Origin of the sequence: Extensimonas vulgaris (assembly GCF_003337425.1) — a bacterium.
GTDB classification, from domain to species: Bacteria; Pseudomonadota; Gammaproteobacteria; order Burkholderiales; family Burkholderiaceae_C; genus Extensimonas; species Extensimonas vulgaris.
The window spans coordinates 282456-296713 of the sequence record NZ_QPJU01000001.1 but is presented as its reverse complement, the minus strand read 5'-3'; the positions used below and the strand labels follow the sequence as shown (position 1 = coordinate 296713).

Here is a 14258-nt window from a genome sequence, read left to right as displayed (position 1 = left end):
GGTGCGTTGGTGAAATGGGTGGGGTAAGGACGGGGCGCTTCAGCGGCCCAGGATGGTGATCGCGGCCACGGCTTCCTCGATGCCGTAGAGGCCGCCGCCGTTTTCGGCGATCGCCAAGCGTGCGCCTTGCACCTGGCGCGCGCCGGCCTCGCCGCGCAGCTGTTGCACGAGTTCGTGCAGTTGGCCTATGCCGGTCGCGCCTATGGGGTGGCCCTTGGATTCGAGCCCGCCCGAGGTGTTGATGGGGATGCGTCCGCCGAGCGTGGTTGCGCCGCGCTCGGCGAGCGGCCCGCCTTCACCGAAGGCGCAAAAGCCGAGGTTTTCGCTCTGGATGATCTCGCCGATCGCGGTGGCGTCGTGCACCTCGGCCACCGAGATGTCCTTGGGGCCGACACCGGCCATTTCGTAGGCTTTCTTGGCCGCATGCACGGTGATGTGCTGGCCTACGTCCTCGGGGCGGCGGTTGGTGCCCGTGGCCACCACCGAGGCGAGCACGCGGATCGCACGCTGGCGCTGCGCGAGCCGGGCGAGCGCGGCTTCGGAGCACACGATGGCCGCCGCGGCGCCGTCGCTGACGGGCGCGCACATGGGCAGCGTGAGCGGGTAGGTGATGGGCGGCGCGGCCAGCACCTCGTCGATGGTGTAGGCGTTGCGGTACTGCGCGAGCGGGTTGTGCACCGAATGGCCGTGGTTCTTGGCCGAGACGGCGGCGATCTGGCGCTGCGTGGTGCCGAACTCGCGCATGTGAAAGCGCCCGAAGGCCGCGTAGATGTCCATGAACAGGCTGTACGGCGCCTTGGACGTGCTGCCCTCGGGTGGCACGACGCCGTGGCCCATTTGCAGCAGCGTGCTTTTGTTTTGCTCGACCGTGGAGACGTCCCAGGCCCCGTCGAATACGCCAAACATCTTGGCCTTGTCGGTGCAGAACATTTTTTCGGCGCCCACGGCGAGCGCGATCTCGCCCGCCCCGGAGCGCACGTACTGCACCGCGAGGTGAAAGGCCGAGCTCGCGCTCGCGCAGGCGTTCTCGACGTTGAAGATGGGAATGGCCTCGAAGCCCATGGTGCGCAGCGCGATCTGGCCGCGCACCATGGTCTGCCCTTCGAGCGCGCCTTGGGTGGCGTTGGAGAAAAACGCCGATTCGATGTCGGCCACGGTCAGACCCGCGTCCGCGAGCGCCGCGTGCACGGCGTCGGCCGTGAGCTGCTTGATGCTCTTGTCGAGGAACTTGCCGGTCGGCGTCATGCCGATGCCGGCAATGTAAACGGGAGGCTGGGCGTGGCTCATGGAGGGCTCCTGAGTTACAAAAACAATAGCGAAAAAATGATATTAAAAAAGGGCTTTTGCGCTCATGAATGAAGCGCAAGCAGCTATCTTTTTGGAGTGGATTTTTCAAAAATTCGGGCGGCAGTCGCTGCCTGAAAAGCCCTGGGCTTGCGCGCCGCAGCCGGGGCTCAATAGCCCTTGAAGTTCGGCGTGCGCTTTTCGACGAAGGCGGCGAGCCCCTCTTTGATGTCGTGCGAATGGCTGTGCGCCTCGAGCACCAGGCGCTCCAGGCGCAGCGCGACCGCTTCGGGCTGCTCGAGCCCGTCGGCCACGGTCTGCTTCATGCGGCGCAACACCAGCGGGCTCTTGCTCGCGATGCGCGCAGCGAGCTTTTCGACCTCGGGCACGAGTTCGGCATCGGGCACGACACTGTTCACGAGGCCCAGCGGCACCAGGTCGCGCGCGGGCAGGGTGTCGCCCGTGAAGAGCAGGTACTTGGCCGCCGTCGGCCCTATGCGCCGCGGCAGAATGGCCGCACCCCCGGCACCGGGAAAGACGCCGAAATTGGCGTGCGCGTCGCCGATGCGCGTGCTCTCTGCGGCCAGCATCAGGTCGCACGCCATGGCCAGCTCGAGCCCGCCGGCCATGGTCAGGCCGTTGAGCGCCGCAATCGTCGGCTTGGGGCAAAAGCGCAGCTTGTCCATCATGCGGTTGACCAGGTCGAGGAACTCGCCCATGGGGTCGCGCGGGCCTGGGCCGCTTTGCGTGTTTTCGAACACGCCCTTGAGGTCGGCGCCTGCGCAGAACGCGCGCCCGGCGCCCGTGAGCACGATCACGCGGATCGCGGCGTCGCGCTCGCAGCGCTCGATGGCCTCGAGCAGCTCGGTGCACATGGCGTCGGAGAGCGCGTTCATGGCCGCGGGCCGGTTCAGCGTGATCCAGGCCGCAGCGCCGCGCTGCTCGAACAAAATGGTGGTGGGGGTGGTCATGTCGCTTCGTCTCCTTGGTCTGGACTTACGCAAAAAAGGCTGGAGCAAAGTGTGTTGCCATGGGGCGAGCGCCTTGCCTGAGCCTCTGAATTGCGTGCGTCGTGATGGTGATGGCCAGGTCAGGCTTGCAGCGCCTTGGCGTACTCGGCCTTGAGCTCGCGCTTGAGCAGCTTGTTCGCGGCGCTGATGGGCATCGAAGTGCGAAAGAAGATGCGCTTGGGCGTCTTGAAGCCGGCCAGGCGCTCGCGGCAGTATTCGATCAGTTCGGCCTCGGTGACGGTGCTGCCGGCGCGCGCGATCACGGCCGCGGCGACGGCCTCACCCCAGCGCTCGTCGGGCAGGCCGAACACGGCGCACTGCATGACGGCAGGGTGCGTGCCGAGCACGCTTTCGACCTCCTGGCAATAGACGTTTTCACCACCGCTCTTGATCATGTCCTTCTTGCGGTCGGCAAAGAAGTAATTGCCCTCGGCGTCGCGGAACAAAACGTCGCCGGTGTGGAACCAGCCGCCACGGAATGCGCGCTCGTTGGCCTCGGCGTTTTTGTAATAGCCTTTCATGACCACAGGGCCGCGGATGATCTGCTCACCGGCCATCCCCACGGGAACATCCTGGTCCTCGTCATCCACCAGGCGCACGTCGGCGCCATAAGCGAGCAGGGTGCCGACCCAGCGGCCGTCGCCGTTGGGCATTTCGGCCCAGCTCGAAACGAAGCCGGCAGTCAGCAGGGAGGCGGTGGTTTCGCTCATGCCCTGGCCCGAGTAAAAGCGTGCGTTCGGTGCTACTTCTTTCCAACCATCGACCATGGCACGCGGAATGGTGGAGGCCCAAGTGATCAGCTTGGTCGCACAGCTCAGGTCGCTTGTCTTGAAGTTGGGGCAGGCGAGCAGCGCCACGTAGAGCGTGGGCGGCAGCGCTGTGCCCGTGGCCCGGTGGCGCGCCATCAGCTCGATCATCTGCACGGGCTGGGGCGCCTGCGTCATCACGATGGTGGCGTGGTTCGTCAGGCACAGCGTGGACAGCACGTAGCCTGCTGCGTGGATCAGCGGAATGCTCACTAAAAAGACGTCATCCTGGGCCACACCCATGTTCATCGACCAACTCAGCTGCGCTGCGCAGTAGTTGGCGTGCGTGGAGAGCACGCCCTTGGGCGCGGATTCGGTGCCGCTCGTGAAGAGCAGAATGGCCACGTCGTCGCTTTCGATCAGTACCTCGGGCTCGTGCGTGGGGCCTGGCAGCAACTCGTCAAAGGCCATCCAGCCCGCAGGGCGGCTCGGGCTCGGGCCGAATTGCACGAACTGCTGCACGCCGGTGAGTTTGTCGAGCACGGGGGCCACGTTGCCCAGCAAGGCATCTTCGACGAAGAACCACTTGGTTTCGGAAAAATCGATCAGGTGTTGCACATCGGGCGGCTGCAGCATGAAGTTGATCGGCACCAGCCAGGCGCCGATCTTGTGCAGCGCGTAGCCGAGCACGAGGAATTCGATGCTGTTGCGCGAAAGCGCGGCCACCTTGTCGCCCTTGGCGATGCCGCGTTGCATGAGGTTGTGCGCCACGGCGTTGGCCTTGCGGTTGAGCTCGGCGTAGGTGACGCTGCGGCTTGCGCCGTCGGTGGTGTAGTAGATGATCGCGGGCTTGTTCGGCGCCGCGAGGGCCGAGCGGCGCAGGCTGTCGCCGAGGTTCTGGCGGCGCAGCAGGTTCATTTCGAGCGCGGTGATGCTCATGGGGTTTGTCTCCTGAATGTCGTTGTCGTTGGCGCGTCCTGGGGCTTGAGCAGGCGTTGCCAGAGCCCCGTGGGGAAGTCCCCGCGTGGGGGCGCATGCGCCAGCCCATCAAACGGCTTCAGCGACGCAATGTAAATTTGGCTTGCAGGACTGTCAAGCGTTAGATAGACTGCCAAAGTCCTCGTTGTTCCTTTTGCGTGACGTAGGCACCCCTTCATCCTTAGGAGATTTTCATGAGCCACAAAGTCATCGTTGCCGGTGTCGGCATGATCCCGTTTGCCAAGCCCGGCGCCAGCGACTTCTATCACGTCATGGGCGAGAAGGCCGCGCGCCAGGCTCTGGCCGATGCCGGTGTCGACTACGGCGCCATTCAGCAGGCCTTCGTCGGCTATGTCTATGGCGATTCGACCTGCGGCCAGCGCGCGCTGTACCCGGTCGGCATGACGGGCATTCCGATCATCAACGTCAACAACAACTGCTCGACGGGCTCGAGCGCGCTGTTTCTCGCGCGCCAGGCCGTGGAGAGCGGTGCGGCCGACTGCGTGCTCGCGCTGGGCTTCGAGCAGATGGAGCCGGGCGCGATCAAGGCCAAGTTCACCGACCGCCCCACGCCGTTCGAAGAGTTCGACCGCGTGACCGACGCGCTCGTGGGCCACCCCGAAATCCCGCTCGCGCTGCGCTACTTCGGTGGTGCGGGCAAGGCGCACATGGACAAGTACGGCACCAAGCTCGAAACCTTCGCCGCCATCCGCGCCAAGGCGAGCCGCCACGCCGTGAACAACCCGCTCGCGCTGTTTCGCAAGGAAGTCACGGTGCAGGAGGTCATGGAGTCACCCGCGGTCTGGCCCGGCGTGATGACGCGCCTCATGGCCTGCCCGCCCACCTGCGGCGCTGCGGCTGCCGTGGTCTGCTCCGAGGAATACGCGAAGAAGCACGGCCTCAACACGCAGGTGAAGATCGTCGCCCAGGCCATGACCACGGACTTCCCGAGCACCTTCACGTCCAAGGACATGATGCGCGTGGTCGGCTACGACATGGCGCGCGATGCCGCACGCCAGGTCTATGAGCGCACCGGCATCGGAGCAGAGGATGTCGATGTGGTTGAGCTGCACGACTGCTTTGCGCAAAACGAGCTCATCACCTACGAGGCGCTGGGCCTGTGCCCCGAAGGCGGTGCCGAGAAGTTCGTGCTCGACGGCGACAACACCTACGGCGGCAAGGTCGTCACCAACCCCTCGGGCGGCCTGCTCTCCAAGGGCCATCCGCTCGGTGCGACCGGGCTGGCCCAGTGCTACGAGCTCACGCACCAGCTGCGCGGCACGGCCGAGAAGCGCCAGGTCGAAGGTGCGCGCATCGCGCTGCAGCACAACCTCGGCCTGGGCGGTGCCTGTGTGGTGACGATGTACCAGACCAACTGAGCGCCGCAGGATCCAAGGAGACGCGAACATGATCGATAAAAAATTCATCGGCTACACCCAGCCGCCCACGCTGTGGGACGTGGAAAAAGGTCGCATCGCCTTTTTTGCCAAGGTCATAGGCGCAAAAGACCCGATCTACACCGATGTCGAAGCCGCGCGCGCCGCAGGCTATCGCAACGTGGTGGCGCCGCCGACCTTCATCTTCGGCGCCGAGGGCGATTCGGGCGCCATGATGCAGCTCATCGAGACGCTCAACATCGACCTGGGCAAGGTGCTGCACGGCGAGCAGCGCTTCGACTACTACGCGCCGGTGTGCGCGGGGGACACGCTGCGCTTCGAGTCCAAGATCACCGACATCTACGAGAAAAAAGGCGGCGCGCTCGAATTCATCGCCAAAGATACGCGCGTGACCAACCAGCTCGGCGAGCATGTCGCCGACCTTCACTCGGTCATCGTCGTGCGCCATGCTTGAAGGAGCTTTTCCCATGAATACCCCCATCAAAGTGCTCCAGATTGGCGATGAAATGCCCGTATTGGAGCTGCCCCCGATCACGCGCACCACGCTCGCCCTGTTCGCGGGCGCTTCGGGCGACCACAACCCCATCCACATCGACATCGACTTCGCGCGCAAGGCCGGCATGCCCGACGTGTTTGCACACGGCATGCTGTCCATGGCCTACCTCGGGCGCGCCCTGACCGAGTGGGTGCCGCAGCGCCAGCTGCTGAGCTTTGGCGTGCGCTTTGCCGCCGTCACGCACCTGGGCGACCGCGTGCGCTGCTCGGGCAAGGTGGTCGAAAAGACCGAACGCGCAGGCCGTCCCTGTGTGCGCGTGGAGCTCACTGCGGCCAAGAGCACGGGTGAGATCACCCTCGCGGGCGAGGCCCTGATCGCGCAGGGCTGAAACCGCTGCATTTTTTGCCATCCTGGCCCACGCCGGCCGAGCCACTGCTGCGCGCGGGCGCAGGGGTGGCAGGTCAACGCGCGTGCGCCGCTTCCCTTTTTCTCTCCAGCAAAGGACCAGCACCATGAAAAAACTCGAAGGCAAAGTGGCCATCGTTTCCGGCTCCGGCCGCGGCATTGGTCGCGCCATTGCGCTCAAGCTCGCGAGCGAGGGCGCCAAAGTGGTCGTCAATGATCTCGATGCAGCACCGGCCGAACAAACCGTGGCAGACATTCATGCAGCGGGCGGCCAGGCGCTCGCCTGCCCTGGCAGCGTCACGGCCGACGGCTTCGCCGAGCGCTTCGTGCAGACCGCCACCGAGGGCTTTGGCGGCCTGGACATCATCATCAACAACGCCGGCTACACCTGGGACAGTGTGATCCAGAAGATGACCGACGAGCAGTGGTACGCGATCATCGACGTGCACCTGACGGCGCCGTTCAAAATCCTGCGCGCCGCTGCCGACTACATCCGCTTTGCCGCCAAAAAAGAAGCCGACGCGGGCCAGGAGGTGTTCCGCAAGGTGGTCAACATCTCGTCGATCGCGGGACTGGGCGGCAACGCTGGCCAGGCCAATTATTCGGCCGCCAAGGCGGGCGTCGTGGGCCTGACGCTGGCCATGGCCAAGGAATGGGGGCGCTACAAGGTCAACGTCAACTGCGTGGCCTTCGGCATGATCAAGACGCGCCTGACCGAGGCGCCGGCCAAGGGCGATGCCGCGATCGACATCGAGGGCCGCAAGATCAAAGTCGGCGTGAACCCCGACCTGCTCGCCATGATGGAGCGCAGCATTCCGCTGGGCCGCGCAGGCACGCCCGAAGAGGCGGCCGGTTCGGTCTATCTGCTGTGCACGCCCGAGTCCAACTACATCAGTGGCCAGACGCTGGTGTGCGGCGGCGGCATCACGATCTGAGCCTACTTCACGCAGACTGAGAGGACACCATGGATATCGACTTCAGCCCGCAAGACCTGGAGTTCCAGCGCGAAGTGCGCGCCTGGTTCCAGGCAAACACGCCCGAGTCGCTCAAGCGCAAGGTGATCACGGGACAAATGCTGCAAAAAGACGAGATCGTGCAGTGGCAGCGCAAGCTCGACGACCGCGGCTGGCTCGTCACCGGTTGGCCCAAGGAGTACGGCGGGCCGGGCTGGACGCCGACGCAGCGCTACATCTTCGACCTCGAGCGCGCGGCGGCCAACGCACCTGTCGGCCTGTCCATGGGGGTCATCATGCTCGGGCCGGTGCTGATCGCCTTCGGCACGCCCGAGCAAAAAGCCCAATACCTGCCGCGCATCCGGCGCTGCGAAGACTGGTGGTGCCAGGGCTATTCGGAGCCCGGCGCGGGCTCGGACCTGGCCAGCCTCAAGACCGCGGCCGTCTCGGATGGCGACGATTACGTGATCAACGGCTCCAAAATCTGGACCACCTATGCGCACTGGGCCACGCACATGTTCTGCCTGGTGCGCACGGCGAACACGGGCAAGAAGCAGGAGGGCATCTCGTTTTTGCTGATCGAGATGGATCGCCCGGGCATAGAAATCCGCCCCATCGTCTCGATCGACGGCGAGCACCACCTGAACCAGGTGTTCTTCACCGACGTGCGCGTGCCCAAGCGCAACCTCGTGGGGCGCGAAGGGCAGGGCTGGGACATTGCCAAATACCTGCTCACGCACGAGCGCACGAGCATCGCGGGCGTGGCCGACTCCAAGGCGCACCTTGCGAACCTGCGCGCCGCGGCCAGCGAGCGCCGCTCGGGCGGGCGCCCGGCCATCGAAGACCCGGCGCTGCGCCTCAAGATCGCGCGCGCCGAGATCGATCTGATGGCGCTCGAATACACCAACTTCCGCGTGCTTGCGGCCACGGCGGCGGGCAAGGCGCCCGGGCCCGAATCCTCGCTGCTCAAGACCATGGGCACGGCGGTGCAACAGACCCTTTCGGAGCTCGACGTGGAGCTTGCGGCCGAGCTTGCCTGGCCCTGGCACGAGCAAGGCGAATTCGGTCAGGGACGCTTTGCCCATGCCATGCCGCGCTACTGTTTTTCACGCGCAGCGACGATCTACGGCGGCAGCGACGAGGTGCAGAAAAACGTGCTTGCCAAGATGCTGCTCGCGGGCGGCGCGCATTGATAAAGCCCGCAGGAGGAACAAGCCATGAATTTCGAACTCTCTGCAGAGCAGAAAATGCTGCGCGACGCCGCGCAAAAGTACCTGCAAACCGAATACACCTTCGACGCGCGCAACAAGACCATCGCCTCCGACGCCGGCATGAGCGCCGCGCACTGGAAGCAGTTTGCCGACATGGGCTGGCTGGGCCTGGGGCTACCCGAGGCGCACGGCGGCTTTGGCGGCGTGGTCGAACTCACGCAGGTGGCCGAGGCCATGGGCGCGGCGCTCGTGGTCGAGCCTTACCTGGCGAGCACGGTGCTCGGCGCGCAGGCGCTCGCGCTGGCCGGCACGCCCGCGCAGCAGCAAGCCTGGCTGCCCGCCGTGGCCGCGGGCGAGCGCATCCTTGCACTGGCCTACGGCGAAACCGACGCGCGCCACGAGCTGCGCTACGTCACGGCACAGGCGCGTGCGCAAGGGGACGGCTGGGCGCTCAGCGGGCGCAAGACGGGCGTGCTCGGCGCGCCTTGGGCGCACGGCTTCGTGGTCGCGGCCAGAACTTCGGGCGCGGCGGACGACGCGCAGGGCATCAGCCTGTTTCTGCTCGATGCGAACACGCCTGCGCTCAAGATTGCAGGCTACCGCACTTACCACGGCAGCAAGGCGGGCGATCTGGTGCTCGACGGCGTGCAGGTGCGCCGCGACGCCCTCGTGGGCGCCGAGGGCGCGGGCCTCGCGCTGCTCGAACAAGTCATCGATCTGGGCACCGTCGTGGCCTGCGCCGACGCGCTCGGCGGCATGACGGCGCTCTTGCGCAAGACGGGCGAGTACGTGCAGACGCGCAAGCAGTTCGACGTGCCGATCGCGAGCTTCCAGGTCATACAGCACCGCATCGTCGATATGTTTGCCGCGGTGGAGGCGAGCCGCTCCATGCTGCTCATGGCGGCGCTGCACGTCGATCATGCCGACGCGCGCACGCGCGCACGCATGGTGTCCGCGGCCAAATCGGCCATCGGCGAGCGCGCGCGCTATGTGGCGCAGCAGGCGGTGCAGCTACACGGCGGCGTGGGCATGACCGAAGAGCTCGACATAGGCCACTACTTCCGGCGCCTGACGCTGTTTTGCAACCTGTTTGGCAGCGCCGACCATCACCTGCAGCGCTTTGCGGCCTTGGGTTGACCCGCCACGAGGCGGACCGCCGGGGCACCGAGACGAAAGAGGAATCGAATGACAGCAATGGTTTCCAACGTGTCGGTGCACACCGACGAATTCCGCCGCAACCGCGAAGCCTACGAGGCGCGCATTGCCGAACTGCACGAGCGCCGTGCGCGCGCCTTGGCGGGTGGCCCTGAAAAAGCACGGCGCCTGCACAAGCAGCGCAAGCAATTGCTGCCGCGCGAGCGTCTCGCGGCCGTGCTCGACCCTGGCTCGCCGTTTCTGGAGTTCGGCCAGCTCGCGGGCGATGGGTTATACGAGGGCGTGCCGCCGGGCGGCAGCATCATCACGGGCGTGGGCCTGGTCAGCGGGCGGCCCTGCATGATCATGATCCACGACGCCACCGTCAAAGGCGGCACCTACTACGGCATCACCGCGAAAAAGCACGTGCGCGCGCAGATGTTCGCCTGGCAGCACCGCCTGCCATGCATCACCATGGTGCAGTCGGGCGGCGCGAATCTGCCCGAGCAGGAGTTCATCTTCCCCGACGACGGGCAGTTTGGCTCCATCTTCTACAACCAGATCCGCATGTCCGCCGAGGGCATCACGCAGATCGCCACCGTGCACGGGCCTTCGACCGCGGGCGGCGCCTACCTGCCCGCGCTGTGCGACGAGGCCGTGATCGTGCGCAACCAGGGCGCCATGTTCCTCGGCGGCCCGCAGCTCGTCTATGCCGCAACCAAAGAAGTGGTCGACGTGGAAACCCTGGGCGGCGGCGAGATGCACAGCCGCATCAGCGGCGTGACCGACCACCTGGCCGAAAACGACGCGCACGCCATCGCTATCGTGCGCGGCATCGTCGCGAACCTGGGCACGGGCCCCAGGCAGCGCTGGGACGTGGCCCCGCCGTTGCCGCCGCGCCACGACCCGCGCGAGATTTACGGCATCGTGAGCGCCGACACCCGCCACCCGACCGACAACCGCGAGGTGCTGCTGCGCCTGATCGACGACAGCGACCTGCAGGAGTTCAAGCCGTTGTACGGCGACACCATGATCTGCGGCTTTGCGCGCATCAAGGGTTTTCAGATCGGCATTCTTGCGAACAACGGCGTGATCTTTTCCGAAAGCGCGATCAAAGGGGCGCACTTCATCGAGCTGTGCTGCCAGCGCGACATCCCCTTGCTGTTCATGGCCGACGTGTCGGGCTTCATGGTCGGCCAGGCCGTGGAGCAGCAGGGCATTGCCAAGCACGGCGCCAAGTTCATGACGGCCATGGCCTCGGCCAACGTGCCGCGCTACACCCTGATCACGGGCGGCTCCTACGCCGCCGCCTATCTTGCAATGTGCGGCCGCCCCTTCAAGCCCAACGTGATGATGATGTGGCCTACGGGCCGCGCGGCGCTCATGGGCCCCGAGCAGGCCGCCACCACGCTGACCATGGTGCGCGAGAACATCCACGAACGCGAGGGCACGAGCTGGAGCGAGGAAGAAAAAGAACGCTTCAAGCAGCCGATCCGCGAGCAGTTCGAGCGCTTTGCGAGCCCCTACAACTACGCCGCGCACCTGTGGTGCGACATGGTCATAGAGCCGACCGAGACGCGCGACACCATGGCGCTGCTGCTCGAACTCGCCGGGCGCCTGCCGGCCAAGGAAACGCATTTCGGCGTGTTCCGCATGTGAGTGCGAACCTGGCTGTCGTCCCAAAAATATGCATCAAATGGGCCTCTAGCGCTTATGCATCAAGCGCTAGCAGCTACTGATTTGGAAGTTTTATGTTCAGAAAAATCCTGATCGCAAACCGTGGTGAGATCGCCTGCCGCATCGCGCGCACCTGCGAGCGCCTGGGCATTGCCGTGGCAGGCGTGCATTCGAGCGCCGACCGCGACGCGCTGCACGTCGATCGCATCGGCGAATCGATCGAAATCGGCGGCGCCCCCGCCACCGAGAGCTATCTGCGCATGGACGCCGTGATCGCGGCTGCGCGGCGCACGGGCGCGCAGGCCATCCATCCGGGCTACGGCTTTCTGGCCGAAAACCCCGCGTTCGCGCGCGCCGTCGAGGCGGCGGGGCTGGTCTTCATCGGCCCCACGCCCGAATCCATAGAGCGTCTGGGCGACAAGGCCGCGGCCAAGCACGAGGCGCGCGCCGCCGGCGTGCCCGTGCTCGGTGGCAGCGAACAGCCCAGCCGCGACGCGGCCGCGATTGCCGCCACCGTGCGCGGCATGCCGCTGCCCGTGGTGCTCAAGGCGGCAGCGGGCGGGGGCGGCAAGGGCATGCGCGTGGTACGCACGCTGGACACGCTCGAGGCCGACATCGCATCGGCCATGCGCGAAGGTGCGAGCGCTTTTGGCGACCCGGCGCTGATCGTGGAGCCCTTCATCGAGCACGGCCGGCACATCGAGGTGCAGATTGCGGGTGACGGCAAGGGTAACGTGATCCACCTGTTCGAGCGCGAATGCACGCTGCAAAGGCGCTACCAAAAGCTGATCGAAGAAGCGCCTGCGAGCAACCTCGATGCGGCCCTGCGCGCCGCCCTGCTGAGCGACGCCGTGCGCCTGGGCGAGCGCCTGCGCTATCGCGGCGTGGGCACGGTGGAATTCATCGTGCACGACGGGCAGCACCACTTCCTCGAAGTGAATCCGCGCCTGCAGGTCGAGCACCCCGTGACCGAGGAAGTCACGGGCCTGGACATCGTCGAGCTCATGCTGCGCATCGCCGCGGGCGAGGGCCTGCCCCTGCGCCAGCAGGACCTGCAGGTGCAGGGCCACGCGGTCGAGGCGCGCGTGTGCGCCGAGGACGCGGCGCAGAACTTCATGCCCTCGACGGGCGAACTCGTCGAGGTGCGCTTTCCGGCGAGTGGCGTGCGCGTCGAGTCGGGCGTGCGCGCGAGCATGGCGGTCACGCCGTTTTACGATCCCATGCTGGCCAAGCTCATCGTGCATGCGCCCACGCGCAATGCTGCGCTCGACAAGCTCGACTGGGCCTTGGGCGAAACGCAGGTGCTCGGGGTGGAGACCAACATCGCTTTCTTGCGCCGCCTCTTGCGCCTGCCCGACACGCGCGCGGCCACTTTTCACACGCGCCTGGTCGACGAGGTGCTGGCCGAGTGGCGCATCGCCACGCCCAGCGCGCCGCTGCACACCATCGCCGCTGCGGCCGCCTGGTGGCTGCGCGCGGCGCGCACCAGCGCGCCGGACTATGGCGCCTGGACGGCGCTCGACGTGACGGGCTGGCAGATGCACGCGGGCAGCGATTCGATCACGCCGCTGCCGGCGCTGCTCGTGCACTCGGGCGGTCAGACGCACGAAGTGCGCGTAGGCGCGCTCGCGCCCGATGGCGAGATCACGGTGCAGGTTGGCGCCGAGTCCGTGCGCCTGGCGCTCACACCCCTGGCAGACGGCCAGTGGCGCTTGCGCCGCGGCGACTGCTATGAAACGCTGCACATCGCGCGCAAAGGTGAGGCGCTGTTCGTGCAGGGCGGCGCGGGTGCGTTCACGCTGGGCATGGCTTCGTACGTCAACCAGGTGGCCGCGGCGCGCAAGGCGAGCGGCCAGCTGCGCACGCCCATGATGGGAATGATCTTGCAGACCCACGTTGCCGTGGGCGATCAGGTGCGCGCGGGCGACGTGGTCGCGACCATGGAATCGATGAAGATGGAGCTGCGCATCACGGCCGAGCACGACGGCGTGGTGCGATCGCTCAACGTGCAGCCCGGCCAGATGGTCGAGCGCGGCCTCGTGGTCGCCGTGATCGAAGCCGAGGAAAGCGGCGAAACAGGGGGCGCCGAAAAAACCGAGGGCGCAGCCGCATGAGCGAGCCCCGCCGATAGAACAAAACCACCGAGGAGACAAGCCATGCACTACCAATCGATCAAACTCACCTTTGAGGGCGACGCCGTCGCGCGCCTGACGCTCGCACGCCCCGACATGCAAAACGCGCTGAGCCTGGACGTCGTGGCCGAGCTGCGCCACGCCCTGCAGGTGGTGGCGCAAAAAGAGCAGGTGCGTGCGCTGGTGCTCACGGGCGAGGGCAAGACCTTCTGCGCGGGCGGCGACCTCAACTGGATGAAGACCGTGCTGAGTCAGAGCCGCGCACAGCGCATCGCCGACTCGCGTCCACTCGCTGACCTGTTTTACGAGTTCGACAACCTGCCCAAGGTCGTGATCGGGCGCATCAACGGCCCGGCGACGGGCGGCGGCTTTGGCCTGACCTGCATTTGCGATGTGGCCGTGGGTGCGACCACGGCGCGCTTTTCGCTCACCGAGGCGCGGCTGGGCCTGGCGCCCGCGAACATCGGGCCTTACGTCGTGCGTCGCCTGGGCCTTGCGAAGGCGCGCCGCTACGGCCTCACGGCGCAGTTCATCGACGCGGTGCAGGCCGAGCGCGTGGGCCTGCTCGATCGCGTGGTGCCGCCCGAGGAGCTCGACCGCGTCATCGAAGAAGAGCTCGCACTCGTGCGGAGCCTGCCCGCAAGCGCGATCGCGCGTACCAAGCGCCTGTTCAATGACGTGGTTGGACGCCCACCCGTGGAGTGCATGGACTACACCGCGAACTGCCTCGCCGACGCCTGGGAAACGCCCGAGGCGCGCGAAGGCATCGCTGCCTTCCTCGAAAAGCGCGCCCCGGCGTGGAAAGTCACGCGCGCCTGAGTCCACCCGGCTTCGG

12 protein-coding genes are annotated in these 14258 nt (G+C 66.4%); 9 read left to right on the top strand and 3 right to left on the bottom strand.

What is annotated here, in order from left to right; genetic code table 11:
- Positions 1-39: 39 nt before the first annotated feature.
- The 3 genes from DFR45_RS01310 to DFR45_RS01300 form a co-directional block, all read right to left on the bottom strand.
- Positions 40-1287, bottom strand: coding sequence for a thiolase family protein (locus DFR45_RS01310; protein WP_114481894.1), 1248 nt, complete (start codon positions 1285-1287; stop codon positions 40-42).
- Between the two features lie 167 nt (positions 1288-1454).
- Positions 1455-2255, bottom strand: a complete 801-nt coding sequence (locus tag DFR45_RS01305; protein WP_114481893.1) for an enoyl-CoA hydratase/isomerase family protein — start codon at positions 2253-2255, stop codon at positions 1455-1457.
- Positions 2256-2374: 119 nt separating this feature from the next.
- Positions 2375-3979 carry an AMP-binding protein gene (locus DFR45_RS01300; protein ID WP_114481892.1) on the bottom strand — a complete coding sequence of 535 codons (1605 nt, stop codon included), beginning with the start codon at positions 3977-3979 and terminating at the stop codon, positions 2375-2377.
- A gap of 233 nt (positions 3980-4212) precedes the next feature.
- Here DFR45_RS01300 and DFR45_RS01295 point away from each other — a divergent pair, with 233 nt between their 5' ends.
- The 9 genes from DFR45_RS01295 to DFR45_RS01255 all read left to right on the top strand — a co-directional run bounded on the left by DFR45_RS01295 (position 4213) and on the right by DFR45_RS01255 (position 14242).
- Entirely contained in the window at positions 4213-5397 is a 1185-nt protein-coding gene (locus DFR45_RS01295; RefSeq protein ID WP_114481891.1) for a lipid-transfer protein, read from the top strand.
- A gap of 28 nt (positions 5398-5425) precedes the next feature.
- Positions 5426-5869: a MaoC family dehydratase N-terminal domain-containing protein gene (locus DFR45_RS01290; protein WP_114481890.1), complete on the top strand. Its 444-nt coding sequence runs from the start codon at positions 5426-5428 to the stop codon at positions 5867-5869.
- A 13-nt stretch (positions 5870-5882) separates the two neighbouring features.
- Positions 5883-6299, top strand: coding sequence for a MaoC family dehydratase (locus tag DFR45_RS01285; RefSeq protein WP_114481889.1), 417 nt, complete (start codon positions 5883-5885; stop codon positions 6297-6299).
- A gap of 124 nt (positions 6300-6423) precedes the next feature.
- Complete coding sequence (locus DFR45_RS01280) at positions 6424-7251, top strand: SDR family NAD(P)-dependent oxidoreductase (RefSeq protein ID WP_114481888.1); 828 nt, start codon at positions 6424-6426, stop codon at positions 7249-7251.
- A 29-nt stretch (positions 7252-7280) separates the two neighbouring features.
- Complete coding sequence (locus DFR45_RS01275; RefSeq protein WP_114481887.1) at positions 7281-8462, top strand: acyl-CoA dehydrogenase family protein; 1182 nt, start codon at positions 7281-7283, stop codon at positions 8460-8462.
- A 24-nt stretch (positions 8463-8486) separates the two neighbouring features.
- Positions 8487-9617, top strand: coding sequence for an acyl-CoA dehydrogenase family protein (locus tag DFR45_RS01270; RefSeq protein ID WP_114481886.1), 1131 nt, complete (start codon positions 8487-8489; stop codon positions 9615-9617).
- 48 nt (positions 9618-9665) lie between these two features.
- Positions 9666-11273, top strand: coding sequence for an acyl-CoA carboxylase subunit beta (locus DFR45_RS01265; RefSeq protein ID WP_114481885.1), 1608 nt, complete (start codon positions 9666-9668; stop codon positions 11271-11273).
- Positions 11274-11365: 92 nt separating this feature from the next.
- Complete coding sequence (locus DFR45_RS01260; RefSeq protein ID WP_114481884.1) at positions 11366-13405, top strand: acetyl/propionyl/methylcrotonyl-CoA carboxylase subunit alpha; 2040 nt, start codon at positions 11366-11368, stop codon at positions 13403-13405.
- A 42-nt stretch (positions 13406-13447) separates the two neighbouring features.
- On the top strand, positions 13448-14242 hold the full coding sequence (locus tag DFR45_RS01255) for an enoyl-CoA hydratase-related protein (protein WP_114481883.1): 795 nt from the start codon (positions 13448-13450) through the stop codon (positions 14240-14242).
- Positions 14243-14258 lie beyond the last annotated feature (16 nt).

Excerpts from the sequence above, each read along its gene's own strand:
- DFR45_RS01290 (WP_114481890.1), top strand. The coding sequence starts at position 5,426 with ATGATCGATAAAAAATTCATCGGCTACACCCAGCCGCCCACGCTGTGG.
- DFR45_RS01265 (WP_114481885.1), top strand. The coding sequence starts at position 9,666 with ATGACAGCAATGGTTTCCAACGTGTCGGTGCACACCGACGAATTCCGC.
- DFR45_RS01310 (WP_114481894.1), bottom strand. The coding sequence starts at position 1,287 with ATGAGCCACGCCCAGCCTCCCGTTTACATTGCCGGCATCGGCATGACG.
- DFR45_RS01305 (WP_114481893.1), bottom strand. The coding sequence starts at position 2,255 with ATGACCACCCCCACCACCATTTTGTTCGAGCAGCGCGGCGCTGCGGCC.
- DFR45_RS01260 (WP_114481884.1), top strand. The coding sequence starts at position 11,366 with ATGTTCAGAAAAATCCTGATCGCAAACCGTGGTGAGATCGCCTGCCGC.
- DFR45_RS01285 (WP_114481889.1), top strand. The coding sequence starts at position 5,883 with ATGAATACCCCCATCAAAGTGCTCCAGATTGGCGATGAAATGCCCGTA.
- DFR45_RS01280 (WP_114481888.1), top strand. The coding sequence starts at position 6,424 with ATGAAAAAACTCGAAGGCAAAGTGGCCATCGTTTCCGGCTCCGGCCGC.
- DFR45_RS01275 (WP_114481887.1), top strand. The coding sequence starts at position 7,281 with ATGGATATCGACTTCAGCCCGCAAGACCTGGAGTTCCAGCGCGAAGTG.
- DFR45_RS01295 (WP_114481891.1), top strand. The coding sequence starts at position 4,213 with ATGAGCCACAAAGTCATCGTTGCCGGTGTCGGCATGATCCCGTTTGCC.
- DFR45_RS01270 (WP_114481886.1), top strand. The coding sequence starts at position 8,487 with ATGAATTTCGAACTCTCTGCAGAGCAGAAAATGCTGCGCGACGCCGCG.
- DFR45_RS01255 (WP_114481883.1), top strand. The coding sequence starts at position 13,448 with ATGCACTACCAATCGATCAAACTCACCTTTGAGGGCGACGCCGTCGCG.
- DFR45_RS01300 (WP_114481892.1), bottom strand. The coding sequence starts at position 3,979 with ATGAGCATCACCGCGCTCGAAATGAACCTGCTGCGCCGCCAGAACCTC.